We start from the raw sequence: 14,293 nt of genomic DNA, 5'->3' as shown, positions 1-14,293 counted from the left end.
ACTCGTTCTTACTCGTCGTTGTAATGTCGATACTTCCAAAGGAACCGCCCTAAGGTTCCTAGCGTGAAGCATATGGCGGCAATCATGGCATATCCATAACCTTGTCCTGGATGGCTTGAGTACATGGTGCCAAAATAAAAAACCAAGCTTTTTCCAATAATTAAAGGACTTAGAAGAGTAATTATAAAGTCCAACATGCTAAGCTTCACAGGTGGAGGAAGCGGTTTCACTTCTGGGGGCTGTTGGGGATTTTGTGGATCGTCACTTTTCATGCCCACCATCATAGGTTCTTTTTAAAAGCCCGTAAATAGCGAAAAACTCAGAAAAAAGGCCTTTATGCTTGTCAGTTCAGGGATTTATGTTTATAGATTTAGACCTGATATCTAGTAAGGGCCTCAAAGTGAGCTTCATTTAAGAAGCTTCGCCTTTATGGGAATGGAGAAAAAATGAGCTACAAGCTGAAGTCGCACAGTGGTGCGAAAAAGCGTTTCCGTCTAAAGCCAGGCGGCAAAATCAAAAGAAAAAAACAAGGTCTAAGACATATTCTTTCTAAGAAATCGTCAAAGCGTAAAAGACACCTAGGAATCATGACTCATGTGGGTCCTTGTGAAGAAAAAACCATGAGAGAACTATTGTTAGGTTAAGAGGTCAGAGATGAGAGTAAAAAGAGGAATCGTCGCCAGAAGACGTAGAAAAAAAGTTTTAGAGCGTGCTAGTGGATACTACTCAGCAGGAAGTCGTTTATTTACTATTGCTAAGGAAAGAAACGACCGTGCCTTAGTTTATGCTTACCGTGATCGTAAAGTGAAGAAGCGTGATTTTAGAGGTCTTTGGATTCAAAGAATCAACGCTGCTGCACGAATCAACGGTCTATCTTACAGCCAATTTATCGGTGGCCTTAAGAAAGCAGGCATTGAACTTAACCGTAAAGCTTTAGCTGATTTAGCGGTATTTGATGCGGCTGCATTTAAAGCTATAGCGGATCAAGTGAAGTCTGCCTAAACGTGGTTGCCCGCTAAAGGTGAACAAGAGATTTTAATTAAAACTTCAAAGAGCATGGGCAGCCTCATGCTCTTTTTTATTTTAGGAAGTCGACGACTATGAATGATGCCACATTTGAATCTCGTAAAAAGGATCATATTGTTCAGTCTTTAGATGTGAGACATCAAGTGGGGCTCAGTCCCTCCAGCCAAGTTCGACTTTTTCATCAGGCTTTGCCTGAATTTAACTTTTCAGAAGTCAATTTAAAGACTAAAGTTTTTGGTCAACTCGAAGTGAATGCCCCTATCTTTGTCAGCTCTATGACGGCGGGTCACTCCGACAGTCCTAAAATCAATCATGCTTTGTTTGAAGCCTGTGTAGAAAAAAATTGGCTGATGGGTGTAGGCTCACAACGTCGTGAACTTTTTGACTCTAAAGCCAAAGAAGAATGGAAGAGCCGTAAGCAGCAGTACCCCACACTGAAAGTGTTTGGAAATATTGGTCTACCCCAACTGATTGAAAGTGGGGCGACAGAAGTTTTAAAACTCATTGATCATTTAGAGCCCCAAGCTTTTGTGGTTCATCTCAATGCTTTACAAGAGGTGATGCAAGAAGAAGGAACTCCGAATTTTAAGGGAGGAGTCGAGGCTCTTAGAAACCTTGCAGAGTCTTCTCCTGTGCCGATTCTGGTTAAAGAGACGGGTTGTGGATTTTCTTTACTGTCTTTAATTGAACTTTGTAAGATTCCTAATCTTTATGCCATTGATGTGGCGGGTATGGGTGGAACGCATTGGGGACGTATAGAGGGGGGACGAAGTCAAAACCCTATGTATGTACGCGCATCTGAGACCTATTCTTATTGGGGGCACACCACCGCAGAAAGTTTGAACGCTTTTTTTGCCAACCGTGAACAGATGCAGGACAAAAGATGTTGGGCTTCAGGAGGCATCAGGACAGGCTTAGACGTTGTGACGTGTTTGACCATGGGTGCTGAAATGGTGGGAGTGGCGCAGCCCTTCTTGCGAGCTGCCCTTGAGGGAACAGAAAAAGTCCTAGAGTTAATGGCGATCCTAGAGTATGAAACTAGAGTCGGGTTATTTTGCACAGGACATCGAGACCCTGTTTCGTGTCAGAAAAATGGAGTTTGGGAATGGAAAAACTAAATCCTTTTGAGGGATTCTCAAAGTTAGAACGTAAAGACCGCTTTAAGATCCTTCAAGATCTAGGCTACCTGACAAAAGAAGACGTGCGACTGCTTAGGTTGAGTAACTTTTTAGAGCCTGACCTAGCAGAAAAATTTATTGAAAACTCTTTGGGATATTTCCCAATGCCTTTAGGTGTGGCCACGCATTTTGTGATTGATGACAAACCTGTTTTGATCCCTATGGCTGTGGAAGAGACTTCTATTATTGCAGCCGCAAGCAAAACCGCTAAGTGGGTCAAAAGCAATGGGCATATTAAAACCCAAATGTTAGGCCATGTAGGGATTGGACAAATTCAAATTGCCATCCTTAAAAATCCTGAGGAATTTAAAACCAGATTTGCGAATATTAAAAAACATCTCATAGAACTGGCGAACCAAATTCCTGCCAAAGGTTTAGTGGACCGAGGTGGTGGAGTCAGAGATTTAAAACTTCGTTATATCACTCGTCCCGACTCTTACACGATGGCGGTCATTCATGCTGAGATTGCGACCTGCGATGCCATGGGTGCGAATATCATCAATCAAGTGTGTGAGTTTTTAGCTGGTCCCATTGAAGACCTTACTGACGAGACAGTGAATGTGAAGATTTTAAGTAACCTCACGGACACTCGTTTGGTGAAGGCCGAAGTTGTGATGAACAACATTGATCCTGACTTAGCCATAAAGATCCAAGAGACCTCGCTTTTTGCCCAACTTGACCCTTATCGCGCAGCTACAAATAATAAAGGTGTACTTAATGGGATTGATCCTATTTTGATGGCTACAGGAAACGACTGGCGCGCGGTGGAAGCGGGGATGCACGCTTATGCCACTCTAGAAGATGGCCAATACCGTTCTGTGACCAAGTGGTGGGCGAACCCCAGTGCCAAAACTTTAACTGGACAATTGATTGCTCCGATTTCTGTGGGTGTTGTGGGTGGAGTTACAAAACTTCATCCTTTTGCAACGATGGCCCTTAAGATGATGAACATTGAATCTGCGGATGACCTTTCAAGAATCTGTGCGGCTGTGGGGCTGGTACAAAACTTAGGTGCGATCAAAGCCTTATCTACGGTGGGGATTATTGAAGGGCACATGAAGTTACATATTAAAAATTTGGCTTTAAGTGCAGGTGCTAAAGAGTCAGAAACCCCGTTTGTGCAAAAAAAATTAGAAGAGATCCTGCGTGCAACAAAAAGAATTTCTTTAAGTCAGGCGATTGATGCTCTTAATGATTTAAGAAATAGAGACTTGCATGAAGAGCCTAAAATCAAGTAGCGACATCTTTTATGTTCCCAGCAAAACCTTTTTATGGGGCGAGTATGCCGCTCTTGAAGGTGGCAGTGCGGGCCTTGTTGCCACTGAACCTTGCTTTGCTTTTTCTGACGCAAAAATTCTTTTAGATCAGCAAGAAGTGTCCCAAGATTTTACTTTCCATCCAGAAAGCCCTGCGGGAAAATTCATTGATCATACGCGTGCAAAGTTGAATTTGCCAGCCGAGGAGGTCAAGGCCCTGTCCTCATGTCAGATGTTTGACCCTCATCATGGAGCAGGAGGGTTTGGCAGGTCCACAGCAGAATTTGTGTATGTGGCCTACAAGCTGAAGTCGCGTTTAGATATGGACATACAGACATTATGGGAGCTTTACCGTGAGATTGTTCCTCACGCAGGTACGCAAGCTCTGCCTCCTAGTGGTTACGATCTGGTGACTCAGCTTAAATCCAACTTCAATGTAATCCATGTTTTATCAGGTCAGTTACGTCTTATGGTGAAACCGTGGCCCTTTACGCGTCTTAGTTTTCTGTTATTTAAGACCAAGAAAAAAGTATTTACTCATCAGCATGTCTCTGGTTTATCTTCAGATGTTTTAAAACCTCTTTTGTCTGCAAGTGAAAAGGTGTCCTTCCAATACACCCAAGAAGATCAAGAGGGTTTTATTCAAGCGATGACAACGTTTAGAGGTTTATTAGAAGAATCTGACCTTATTTGTGCTGAAACTCTCGACATTGTGAAACGTCTTTATGATGTGCCGAATATCAGTTTTGCTAAGGGATGCGGAGCTTTAGGCGCAGACGTTGTTGCTGTTTTTTGTAAAAAGCAGTATAAAAATCAGGTCTTAAACGAGATAGGTACATTGTATGCGGACGATCTGCGTTTTGTGACAGATGAAGATGGCGTAGTTTTTAAAAATTAGTTTTTTAAAAGGAACCCACAACTAAGACCCTGAGCAAGAGACTTTTAAGAAAGGATTTTGGCAAGAGGTCCGTTTTAAGAAATTAAGGCTGGGTTTTTTAAATAGGCCGAGGTTTCCAGAAGCTTTTCGAGGCTCAAAGAGGCAAAGTATGGATAAAGTATGGATAGATAAAGCACCTTCAAATATTGCTCTGATCAAGTATATGGGCAAGGTGGAAGGGGACATCAATCAGACTATCAATCCCACTTTATCTTACACTCTTAATCACTTGACCACGGAGGTGCAGTTAGCACCTAGCCCTGATGGGCAAGATCACTTTGAGCCTTTGCCTGGTGCTAATATCAATTTGTCTGGACAACAAGAGGCACGTTTTTTAAATTTCTTAAAAAAAATCAAAGATTCTTTTCAATATGACGGACACTTTATTGTAAAGTCTGGCAATAATTTTCCTCACGATTGTGGTTTGGCCAGTTCTGCCAGTAGCTTTGCGGCACTGACTAAAGTGACTGTGAAAGCCATTTGTGAGCTGACAGAACGCTCTTTACCTCCACAAAAAGACATCGCAGCTCTCAGCCGTTTGGGATCAGGTTCTTCTTGCCGCTCCTTTTTTTCTCCTTGGTCTTTTTGGAGTCATGATGCCATTCAAGAGATTGAACTGCCTTACAAAGACCTTCATCACATGGTGCTTGTTGTGAACAGTTCTGTTAAAAAAGTCAGTTCCAGTGAAGCCCATAAACGAGTGGTGAGCAGTTCTTTGTTTGATGGTCGCATTGATCGGGCTAAAACCAGAATGTTGCATTTGATAGAGGCCTTTCAAAATAAAGACTGGCAAAAGGCTTATGAAATCTGTTGGGCTGAGTTTTGGGATATGCACGTTCTGTTTGAAACCAGTGTTCCTAGTTTTGGATATATGGTGCCTGAGACGATTAAAGTTTTAAATTGGATTCGCGACTACTGGAAGATGATTGGGGATGGTCCTATTGTGACCATGGATGCGGGCCCTAATATTCATTTCTTATTTCGATCTAATCAAAAAGAAATGATGGAAAACATTTGCGAAAAATGGTCTAAAGAGATTCAAATCCTAAGATATTAAGATAAGGGCTTCCTGTTTGGTTGAATTTAAAAAATCACTTTATGCAAAATGTATTTTATCAGGCGAACATGCGGTGCTTCGTGGAGCCCCTGCCTTAGTATTTCCTATTAAATCTTATTCTATAGACATGCACTTTAAACCCTCTGAAGAGTATTTTGATGCGGTCATGTCTGGCCCTCATGGCGAACCTCTTAAGTTTTTATTTTGGGGTCTGTTAGAAGTGGCTTTACAAAAATTGGGGAAATCAAGACGAGACCTTACGGGACGCTTAGAGCTTGTGAACTATCTTCCTTTTGGTGGAGGACTAGGGGCTTCGGCAGCTATTTCTGTAGGAGTCGGGCGTTTGTTGCGCAATTTTGGTTTGATTGCTGATGATCAGCTTTTTGAATTTTGCCGATCTTTAGAAGATCAGTTCCATGGCGAGAGCAGTGGGGCTGATATTGCCATTGCGTTTTATGAAAGTGCGATCAAATACATCCGCCATAAACCTGTCGAGGTTTTCACTCCTAAGTGGAGTCCTCAACTGTATTTATACTACACTGGCCAAAAAGGCGTGACTTTGGAGTGTGTGAATAAGGTGAAGGCCTTACAAACCACAAAGCCTGATCTTTTTGCCCGCATGGACTTTCAGATGAAAGAGTCTGTGGACATGTGTGAACGAGCGCTTTGTATGGACGCCCAAGAGGGCTTTGATGTTTTAAAGGCGGGCCTAAGATTGGGACAGCAGTGTTATGAGGAGTGGGATCTAGTGACTCCAGAAGTAGACAAAGCCATAGTACTTTTGACAGAAGGTGGGGCCCAGCAATGCAAACTGACAGGCTCTGGTGGAGGAGGCTATCTCATCGGGTTATGGAAAGAGGCTCCCGCTCCGCAATTGCAAAAGCAGCTTTTACCTTTAAGTCTTTAATTCCATCATAAAAAATCTTGCTTTTCGATTTCCGTGGTTCGAGTGCGCAAACCCAAACCTGAGCTTGGGCCCATAAGCAAAGGTTAAAAGATGTGAATGTCAGGTGGGTGAAGTGGGGCTCTAAAAATTGATGTCGCCTTCGAGGTCGGTTCTTGTGCACCAGCCATTGCGAAGTTCAAAACCGTCGGTGGCTTGATAGCAGGGCCAGTATTTCATCAGTCTTAAATCATGACAGATGAAGTCTTTGTCGGGAAACTCTCGCATAAAGTTTTTGTTTTTAACCACAAGACTGAAGGCTCTGGGTGAACCATCTTCTTCTAAGGCCAGTTCAGAATTGATGGCGTAGGTAGAACGGATTTGGCTTGAGGCTAACATATTTGGGATTTGATAAATACTGCCCATACGAAAGCTTTGAAATGAACCAGAAATTTTCACAGTCTTGGGTTTGATCTCGCGGTACTCGGGTTCAAAGCCTAATTTAAGCTGATCGTCACCTGTAGAAAAGTACCAGTCTTTGATGTTGGCTTTGCCATAAGTTTCTATTTTAGCATAACAAGGATTTTTACTGGCGCGTGATCCTTCATACACAAGCACGCGGGCTTTGTAGGGAGGAAGCGAAAACTCTGAAGCATAAGTGCTAAGACTTGAAGACAGAGACTTTGTATTTTTAGCATAAGAAACCAGAGAGGGACCTTTAAACAAAAAAGTCAATTGCAGTAATAAAAAAACTTTTAACAGACGTCCCCACATATAAACAGGTTACCATCTGTCCTTTAAAAATCCAGTGCTTATTTTTAAATCGACTAAGACCTAGTTTGTCTTGGAGTTGTGTTTTTTGCTACACATATCATACAGAGCAATTCCCAATGCTTGGTGAGCATTGAGTGATTCGATATTTTCATCAATCGGGATACTTAAAGTTTGTTTATGATCCTTAAGACTGTCGGGAACACCTGGTCCTTCTTCGCCGACAAGTAAGTAAAGATTCCCAGGCCACTCAAAGTCCACTAAGCTTTGACCGTGGCCATCCAAACAAAATAGAGAATTTGATTTTGTGAGTTCTTGAATGGAAGGTCCAGCTTGCAGACGGACTTTGAACACAGCGCCTGAAGAGGCTTTGATGCTGGCAAAGTGGTAAGGGTGAGCGGCTTCTTTGAGGAGCACGATGTCTGTTACGCCAAAGGCTAAACAGTTTCTGATCGCAGCACCTAAATTTTTAGGATCGCCTAAAGGAAGCAGAACTTGAAGACCTTGAGGAGTGGGATTTAGTGGAAGCGTTGGGATCTCAGGTGTAGGGACGACCAATAAAGGAAAGTGAAGTCCCAAAGGGTCTAGTTCATTAAACAGAGTTTCACTGAGTTGGTAAGCCTTGGTGTGAGGGCCAAGGTTGACAGGAATTCCCATTTTTTCAGTAAAGAGGATTTCTAAGGGGTGATCGTAAAAGTGTTTGTGCATTTCACTGACCAAAGTTTTTCCCGCCACAAGGGCTTTGCCTGTCTTTTTAATCCCTTTGGTGGTCTTTAGGCTGCACCAGGTTTTAAATTTGGCATTTTGTGGGCTTTCAATGCTTTCAAATTTTTTCATAAATCACCAAACGTCTGTGATGGTTAGATTGGGGTAAAGTGTAAGGGATGACTTTTTTTAAACGAAAATCATGAATGGCACTGGCGATGTCCTCAAGATTTTCATTGTCCACAGCTGGACCTTTCATAAGTACCACTTCGCCACCTGAGGGAAGAGAAGGCTTGGCGTAAAGTAAAATCTCTTCGATAGGCATTTGTAAGGCGCGGGTGATGAAGCTTGCGCAAGGGTAAAGATAATCTGGGTCAAACTTGCGGCCTAGAATGTCTAGATTCTTAAAGCCCATCTGCTCACGAATGTCCTTCAAGTAGCTGACTCGTTTTTGCACGCTCTCAACCAAAATGATCTTTTCATCGGGATACAACACCTTAAGCGGAATGCCTGGGAACCCAGGTCCTGTGCCAAGGTCAGCTAAAGGAAACTTCAAATCCCACAGTTGGTCTACAATCAGACAATCAATAAAATGCTTTAAGGCCACCTCGTGAAGTTTGAGAAGGCGGGTGAGGTTGAGTCTTTTTTGTGCCTTCAGTAACAGCTCACAAAATCGGGACAGCTCTTGGCGCTGGTTATGGGGGAAGTCCTCAAAGCCATGATTGCAAAACACATCGTAGATGCGCTCATCAATTTCGTGCAGGCTGAAGTCCTTATTGTTGTCTTTTGCTGCAGCTTTTTTAGTTCTTTGCTCTCTGTTTTTGTCTTTCATGATCTCTTTTATGGTTCTGTGTTCTAAATATCAAAGTCTAGTTGATGAAAAAAATGGCAATTTTATCGGGTAGCCCTTTTGAATTATGCTATGCGCAAATATCTGGGATGCCACCTCATACCTTGCCTGAAAATCCTTTTTCATCGAGTATTTTTAGTATGTTACAGGAAAAACTCAAAGAAATCTATGATAATGCAGTAAAAGCTTTTGAAGAAGCAAAAACCCGTGCCGAGCTTTATGATCAAAAAGTCAAATACATGGGTAAACAAGGCGAGCTTACGGGACTCATGAAAAAGTTGGTCGAGCTTCCTAAAGAAGACCGTCCCGCGTTTGGCCAGTTGATCAACCAAAAAAAACAAGGACTTGAGGCTTTGTATGAAACCAAAGACCAAGCTCTGGCCACTCACGAGCTGGCGGCAAAGATTGCTTCAGAGCGTTTGGATCTTTCTTTACCTGGTCCAAGTCAGGCTATAGGTCACAAACATCCTATTTATTTGACCATCACAGAGATGATTGAAATTTTGTCTCGCCTTGGATTTAGCGTAAGAACAGGTCCTATGGTGGAGAGTGATCATTACAATTTTGAAGCTTTGAACTTTCCTAAAGATCACCCTGCGCGTGACATGCAGGACACTTTTTACATTGATGAAGATCATGTTTTAAGAACTCATACTAGTCCTATTCAGATTCGCACCTTAGAGGCCACATCACAAAGTCAAAGTGCTCATGCGGGGGATATCAAAAAGACGGAAAGTCTACCATTAAGAATCTTGGCCCCTGGTTCGGTGTTTCGTTGTGACAGTGATGTGACCCATTCTCCCAACTTTTATCAAGTTGAAGGGCTGTGGGTAGATAAAGTGGTGTCCATGGCTCACTTAAAAGGAGTGATTTCGTTTTTTGCTAAATCTTTTTTTGGGTCTAAAACCCAAGTGAGATTCCGTCCTAGCTTTTTTCCATTCACTGAACCTTCGGCAGAAGTGGATTGTACTTGTCCCATCTGCTCTGGAAGTGGATGTCGAATTTGTAAAGACACAGGTTGGATTGAAATTGGCGGATGCGGGCTAGTGAATCCCAATGTCTTTCGACTGTCGGGTCTTGATCCTGATCAGTGGCAAGGTTTTGCCTTTGGGTTTGGTGTAGAGAGAATGGCCATGATCAGATATGGAATTTCTGACATTCGTTTATTTAATGAAAATGATCTAAGATTTTTGGAGCAGTTCTAATGAAGATCTCGCTAAATTGGTTAAATGATTTTATTGATGTGACAGATTATATGGATGCCCCCGAAAAGCTGGCGGATAAATTGACCGCAGCAGGTTTAGAAGTAGAAGGGGTAGAAAAACGAGGACACTTTGATCACCTGAAGGTGGGAAAGATTCTTGAGCTTAAAAAACATCCCGATGCCGACAAGCTGACCGTATGTCAGGTGGATGTGGGTGATGGTGAGATTCGACAGATCGTGTGCGGGGCTACCAATCACAAGCAAGGTGATGTGGTGTGTGCGGCGTTACCTGGTTGTATTTTGCCAGGGGATTTTAAAATCAAAAAATCTAAAATTCGTGGGCAAGAAAGTGGTGGGATGCTGTGTTCTGAATCCGAACTCGGTTTAGCCGACACGTCTGAAGGTATTAAAATTTTGCCTGCGAATGCGCCTTTAGGTGAGGATGTTTCGTCGTATTTAGGTTTACGAGACAGCATTTTAGAAATCAGTGTGACTCCTAACCGTGCCGACTGTTTAAGTCATTGGGGACTTGCAAGAGAAGTGTCAGCCCTATTGGGACGTCCACTTAAAGAATTGTCTCCCAAGGTGGCAGATAATAAAACATCTATTGTCATCGAAACGGAAGTTAAAAACACTGAAGCCTGCCCACGTTTTACAGGGCGTATGCTTAAAAAAGTCAAAGTTGCAGAAAGCCCTGCGTGGTTAAAACAAAGATTGAGCAGCTGTGGAATGAACTCCATTAACAATGTGGTGGACATCACCAACTATGTGATGCTCGAACTTGGGCAACCTATGCACGCCTACGATGCGCGTTTTATTGAAGGCCAAAAGATTTTAGTCGAAAACTCTCATGCAGGTGAAGTGTTCACCTCCTTTGATGGGTCTGAGTATGTTTTAACAGGCGAAGAGCTTTGTATTCGTGATGCTAAAAAAGTGATTGGTCTTGCGGGTGTAGTGGGTTCAAAAGACTCTGGAATTCAAGATACCACTACAGAAGTGTTTTTAGAGTGCGCTTATTTTATGCCTTCTTCAGTTAGAAAGACCTCTAGACGTTTTGGTATTGAAACTGATGCGGGTTACAGATTTTCTAGAGGCACAGATGTGGACATGGTGCACATGGCTTCCCTTCGTGCCACAGAACTTTTCGTTGAGATTGCTGGAGCTGAGGTGGTGTCAGAACTCAGTGACGTTTACCCACGTCCTGTCACTGTCAAAGACATTGATGTGAAGGTGTCTGACATTACGGAACGTTTAGGGTTTGAAGCGGAGCCACAGAAATTTGAGACTTGGTTAAAGCGTCTGTTTTGTAAGTTCAAAAAACAAGGAGACACTTATACTGTGACTCCACCTAGTTTTAGATATGATTTTTTCTGTAAAGAAGATTTAGTCGAAGAGTACGGACGTCTTGAAGGGTACGATCAGATTCCAGAGATCTTGCCACAGTTAGATGTGTTTCCTACAGCCCAAGACCCTCAGTACATTCAAAACAAAGTGATGTCAGATATTTTAGTCGAACTGGGTTTAAACCAAGCTTACAATTATAATTTCTCTTCCAGTATCGAAGAAGCTAAGTTGGTGGGGAGTATTGATGCCTGGTTAAATCCTGATATGCAAGCTTCACCGATTAAGAGCGTGGTTGTGAAACTGCAAGAAGACGGAACCGCAGTTTCTGCAAATCCTTTGGCCAATTTTAATCTAGACGGGCTGCATGATTTTGAGTCTAGCCGACTGCTTCAATTAAACTCAAAGATCAAAGTCAAAAATCCATTGAATGAGAACTTAGATGCGATGAGAAGTGCTTTGGCTCCGCAACTTTTTGCCAATGCTCTTCATAACTGGAAGTATGGGCGTGAGTATGGACAGCTTTTTGAAGTGGGGTCTATTTTCTATAAAACCACAGAAGGTCAGTACACAGAAGAGGGACGAGTGGCAGCCATTGCTTGGGGTCATCAAGAGCAATACTGGAGCAAACCTCCCCAGCAAGCGACTTCATCTTTAACGGTATTTGGACTACGCACTACTTTGGAATCTGTCTTTAAAAAATTAGGCATTACGTCTTACAAGTTTCAAAATATTGAACAAGCTCACGGTTCGACACCTTTCTTTCATCCCAAACAGTGGGCTCGAGTGATTGTAGAAGGAAAGACCGTGGGGATTATCGGCAGTGTCCATCCTGCGCTTTTAGAAGAGCACAAGGTGCGTGTGCCTATGGCGTATTTTGAAATTGATCCTAAATTGTTATTCAGAGGTTATCCTCGATACAGCAAAGTAAAACCCTTAGTTTACTTTCCCATTGTTAAACGGGATATGACTTTTGAGTTGGAAGAAGTCGTGTCTTATGACGACTTGGTACAAACTCTATCCAAAGCGGTGGGCAAAAAACTGATTCGCACAGAACTTAAAGACATCTATAAGGGTGAGCGTTTAGGGCAGGGACGTCACGCCATTACTGTGAGTCTCAGCTTGCAAGACGAGAACAAAAGCATTGAAGATGCAGAACTTGATAAGATTCAAAGTAGTGTCTTTAAAGCGGTAGAAACAAAATTTAAAAAATAACCAAACTAGACAGGGGGATTTATGTCTAAAACATTAACCAAAGCAGATATCGTAGAAAGAGTGTACAGCAAGATTGGGTTTTCCAAGAAAGAAGCTTCCGAACTTGTCGAACTGGTTTTTGGAACTTTAAAGGACAGTCTTAACGATGGTCAAAAGGTTAAAATTTCTGGTTTTGGAAATTTTGAAGTCAGAGAAAAAGAGTCTCGTGTAGGGCGTAATCCGCAAACAGGAGATCAGATCATCATTGATGCCCGCCGTGTTTTAAGTTTTAAACCCAGTCAAGTTCTAAAGGACATGATCAACGGTGAAATGCCGATGGGTTCGATCTCTGAAGAGACAGAAGCGTAAGTTTTATTTCTAACCTAATAGACGAGGTGAAAGATGGACATCGAAATCGACCAGACCGTTGATGAAGCGGGAAGCATGGAGACCAACGAGTTGGTTCAAGCGGTAGTCTTTGATGTAGAAGGAAGCCGACTTTTAGAAAAGATGTTTGCTCGTATTCCAGATCAGATGGCTTTTAAGATTGGTGATGTGGCTGAGCTTGCCGATGTGAAACCCTATGTGCTCAGGTACTGGGAGCAAGAGTTTGACATTTTAAAACCTAAAAAAGCTACGAACAATCAAAGAATGTACTCCAGACGAGATGTGGAAAATGTGTTGATGGTGAAAAAGTTTTTACATATTGATAAGTTTTCCATTCCAGGTGCGAGACGAGCCATAAAGTTAGCGCGCAAAAAGATGGCCAGTGGTGTAATGGATGTGGCTAAGGGCCCATCAGAAAAAGACATAAAAGCGTTAGAAATACGAATGGAAATGCTGCTGTCAAAAATCAGAAGTACAAAAGGCAAGTTGGTACATAAGTTTTTTCAATTGGGATTGTAGACAAAAATTTTCAACTTGAACTGTAGCGGAATAGATACGTGTGCTAAGAGTTGTAGAAAATGATCAATATGAAAAATGAATGTAAATATTAGAGTGAAAATATGGACAGTTATATCAAACCTGAATACATAGAAAAGTTAATTCATGATCTAGTTCTGTTTTTACCGCGTATTCCGATTGCCATCATTTTATTTGCCGTCGGTCTTTTTGTCATTCGCATTATCTTAAAGACCTTTAAGTTTGCGTTGATCCGAAGAGGAGTGGAAGTCACTCTGGCTAATTTTCTGACCTCTATTGCTTCTATTCTATTAAAAATTCTTCTGATCATCACAGTGGCGTCTACGGTTGGTATTGCTACGACTTCTTTTGTTGCCATGATTGGTGCAGCAGGTTTAGCAATTGGTTTGGCTCTGCAAGGAAGCTTAAGCAACTTTGCAGGCAGTGTGCTTTTGATGGTGTTTAAACCTTATAAAGTTGGGGACAGCATCGTTGCCCAAGGTCAGGAAGGTGAGGTGAAAGACATTAACGTTTTTAACACTGTACTGATCACCGCTGACAATCGACGAGTCGTCATCCCCAATGGTCCTCTTGCTGGTGGGGTGATCGTCAACGTCACTGCCGAAAACGCCAGACGCATCGAAATCAAAGTCGGCGTAGGCTACGGCAGCGACATCGAAAAAGTAAAAAAAATCATGTTAGATCTGGCCTTGGCTGACCAAAGAGTTCTTTTAAAGCCAGCTCCTCCATTTGTAGGTATCCAAAACTTTGGTGATAACTCAGTAGACTTAGTTTTCCGTATATGGGTCGGTGCTGTGGATTATTGGTCTACTTATTACTCCATGATGGAACAAATTAAGATTGCTTTTGAGAAAGAGGGCATAGACATCCCATACCCTCAACGCGTCGTCCACCAAGCTCGTCCGTAATTTACAGATTTAGTTTGGGAATTTATTTTTTCATTGTGTATGGTCGAAATGCGAGTTCG

Annotated in this window: 16 protein-coding genes; 12 read left to right on the top strand and 4 right to left on the bottom strand. The window is 42.4% G+C overall.

From position 1 onward, the window contains the following. Positions 1–8 precede the first annotated feature (8 nt). Entirely contained in the window at positions 9–272 is a 264-nt protein-coding gene (locus M9899_10930) for a hypothetical protein (protein MCO5114671.1), read from the bottom strand. Positions 273–446: 174 nt separating this feature from the next. Here M9899_10930 and rpmI point away from each other — a divergent pair, with 174 nt between their 5' ends. The 7 genes from rpmI (at position 447) to M9899_10895 (ending at position 6,361) form a co-directional block, all read left to right on the top strand. Beyond that, complete coding sequence (gene rpmI, locus M9899_10925) at positions 447–644, top strand: 50S ribosomal protein L35 (protein MCO5114670.1); 198 nt, start codon at positions 447–449, stop codon at positions 642–644. 10 nt (positions 645–654) lie between these two features. After that, on the top strand, positions 655–1,002 hold the full coding sequence (gene rplT, locus M9899_10920) for a 50S ribosomal protein L20 (GenBank protein ID MCO5114669.1): 348 nt from the start codon (positions 655–657) through the stop codon (positions 1,000–1,002). A gap of 98 nt (positions 1,003–1,100) precedes the next feature. Next, complete coding sequence (fni, locus tag M9899_10915; GenBank protein MCO5114668.1) at positions 1,101–2,144, top strand: type 2 isopentenyl-diphosphate Delta-isomerase; 1,044 nt, start codon at positions 1,101–1,103, stop codon at positions 2,142–2,144. Continuing rightward, positions 2,132–3,442: a hydroxymethylglutaryl-CoA reductase, degradative gene (locus M9899_10910; GenBank protein ID MCO5114667.1), complete on the top strand. Its 1,311-nt coding sequence runs from the start codon at positions 2,132–2,134 to the stop codon at positions 3,440–3,442. Before fni ends, M9899_10910 begins: the two co-directional genes overlap by 13 nt. After that, complete coding sequence (locus M9899_10905) at positions 3,420–4,358, top strand: hypothetical protein (protein ID MCO5114666.1); 939 nt, start codon at positions 3,420–3,422, stop codon at positions 4,356–4,358. Before M9899_10910 ends, M9899_10905 begins: the two co-directional genes overlap by 23 nt. 148 nt (positions 4,359–4,506) lie before the next feature. Beyond that, positions 4,507–5,454: a diphosphomevalonate decarboxylase gene (locus M9899_10900; protein MCO5114665.1), complete on the top strand. Its 948-nt coding sequence runs from the start codon at positions 4,507–4,509 to the stop codon at positions 5,452–5,454. 16 nt (positions 5,455–5,470) lie between these two features. Then, positions 5,471–6,361 carry a hypothetical protein gene (locus M9899_10895; protein ID MCO5114664.1) on the top strand — a complete coding sequence of 297 codons (891 nt, stop codon included), beginning with the start codon at positions 5,471–5,473 and terminating at the stop codon, positions 6,359–6,361. A gap of 120 nt (positions 6,362–6,481) precedes the next feature. On the opposite strand, the gene M9899_10890 is transcribed toward M9899_10895, so the two are convergent. The 3 genes from M9899_10890 to rsmG form a co-directional block, all read right to left on the bottom strand. Continuing rightward, positions 6,482–7,063 (bottom strand): hypothetical protein, encoded by a 582-nt coding sequence (locus M9899_10890; GenBank protein ID MCO5114663.1) that lies wholly within the window; start codon positions 7,061–7,063, stop codon positions 6,482–6,484. 108 nt (positions 7,064–7,171) lie between these two features. Then, a complete protein-coding gene (locus M9899_10885; protein ID MCO5114662.1) occupies positions 7,172–7,945 on the bottom strand; it encodes a TrmH family RNA methyltransferase in 774 nt (257 codons plus the stop codon). Further along, entirely contained in the window at positions 7,932–8,645 is a 714-nt protein-coding gene (gene rsmG / locus M9899_10880) for a 16S rRNA (guanine(527)-N(7))-methyltransferase RsmG (GenBank protein ID MCO5114661.1), read from the bottom strand. Before rsmG ends, M9899_10885 begins: the two co-directional genes overlap by 14 nt. Before the next feature lie 158 nt (positions 8,646–8,803). Here rsmG and pheS point away from each other — a divergent pair, with 158 nt between their 5' ends. The 5 genes from pheS to M9899_10855 all read left to right on the top strand — a co-directional run bounded on the left by pheS (position 8,804) and on the right by M9899_10855 (position 14,234). Further along, entirely contained in the window at positions 8,804–9,868 is a 1,065-nt protein-coding gene (pheS, locus tag M9899_10875) for a phenylalanine--tRNA ligase subunit alpha (GenBank protein MCO5114660.1), read from the top strand. Beyond that, on the top strand, positions 9,868–12,423 hold the full coding sequence (gene pheT / locus M9899_10870; protein ID MCO5114659.1) for a phenylalanine--tRNA ligase subunit beta: 2,556 nt from the start codon (positions 9,868–9,870) through the stop codon (positions 12,421–12,423). Before pheS ends, pheT begins: the two co-directional genes overlap by 1 nt. Before the next feature lie 21 nt (positions 12,424–12,444). Next, positions 12,445–12,771 (top strand): integration host factor subunit alpha, encoded by a 327-nt coding sequence (locus tag M9899_10865; protein MCO5114658.1) that lies wholly within the window; start codon positions 12,445–12,447, stop codon positions 12,769–12,771. Between the two features lie 33 nt (positions 12,772–12,804). Continuing rightward, complete coding sequence (locus M9899_10860) at positions 12,805–13,308, top strand: MerR family transcriptional regulator (protein ID MCO5114657.1); 504 nt, start codon at positions 12,805–12,807, stop codon at positions 13,306–13,308. Positions 13,309–13,409: 101 nt separating this feature from the next. Continuing rightward, positions 13,410–14,234: a mechanosensitive ion channel gene (locus M9899_10855; GenBank protein ID MCO5114656.1), complete on the top strand. Its 825-nt coding sequence runs from the start codon at positions 13,410–13,412 to the stop codon at positions 14,232–14,234. Positions 14,235–14,293 lie beyond the last annotated feature (59 nt).

The sequence above is a fragment of the Pseudobdellovibrionaceae bacterium genome, assembly GCA_023954155.1.
Lineage (GTDB): Bacteria > Bdellovibrionota > Bdellovibrionia > Bdellovibrionales > UBA1609 > JAMLIO01.
This window is presented reverse-complemented; position numbering and strand designations above follow the sequence as displayed.

Bases quoted from the DNA above. Each gene is read 5' to 3' on its own strand.
- M9899_10900 (MCO5114665.1), top strand. From the start codon at position 4,507: ATGGATAAAGTATGGATAGATAAAGCACCTTCAAATATTGCTCTGATC.
- M9899_10855 (MCO5114656.1), top strand. From the start codon at position 13,410: ATGGACAGTTATATCAAACCTGAATACATAGAAAAGTTAATTCATGAT.
- M9899_10860 (MCO5114657.1), top strand. From the start codon at position 12,805: ATGGACATCGAAATCGACCAGACCGTTGATGAAGCGGGAAGCATGGAG.
- M9899_10885 (MCO5114662.1), bottom strand. From the start codon at position 7,945: ATGAAAAAATTTGAAAGCATTGAAAGCCCACAAAATGCCAAATTTAAA.
- rsmG (MCO5114661.1), bottom strand. From the start codon at position 8,645: ATGAAAGACAAAAACAGAGAGCAAAGAACTAAAAAAGCTGCAGCAAAA.
- M9899_10930 (MCO5114671.1), bottom strand. From the start codon at position 272: ATGAAAAGTGACGATCCACAAAATCCCCAACAGCCCCCAGAAGTGAAA.
- rpmI (MCO5114670.1), top strand. From the start codon at position 447: ATGAGCTACAAGCTGAAGTCGCACAGTGGTGCGAAAAAGCGTTTCCGT.
- pheS (MCO5114660.1), top strand. From the start codon at position 8,804: ATGTTACAGGAAAAACTCAAAGAAATCTATGATAATGCAGTAAAAGCT.
- fni (MCO5114668.1), top strand. From the start codon at position 1,101: ATGAATGATGCCACATTTGAATCTCGTAAAAAGGATCATATTGTTCAG.
- M9899_10905 (MCO5114666.1), top strand. From the start codon at position 3,420: ATGAAGAGCCTAAAATCAAGTAGCGACATCTTTTATGTTCCCAGCAAA.
- M9899_10865 (MCO5114658.1), top strand. From the start codon at position 12,445: ATGTCTAAAACATTAACCAAAGCAGATATCGTAGAAAGAGTGTACAGC.
- pheT (MCO5114659.1), top strand. From the start codon at position 9,868: ATGAAGATCTCGCTAAATTGGTTAAATGATTTTATTGATGTGACAGAT.
- M9899_10910 (MCO5114667.1), top strand. From the start codon at position 2,132: ATGGAAAAACTAAATCCTTTTGAGGGATTCTCAAAGTTAGAACGTAAA.
- rplT (MCO5114669.1), top strand. From the start codon at position 655: ATGAGAGTAAAAAGAGGAATCGTCGCCAGAAGACGTAGAAAAAAAGTT.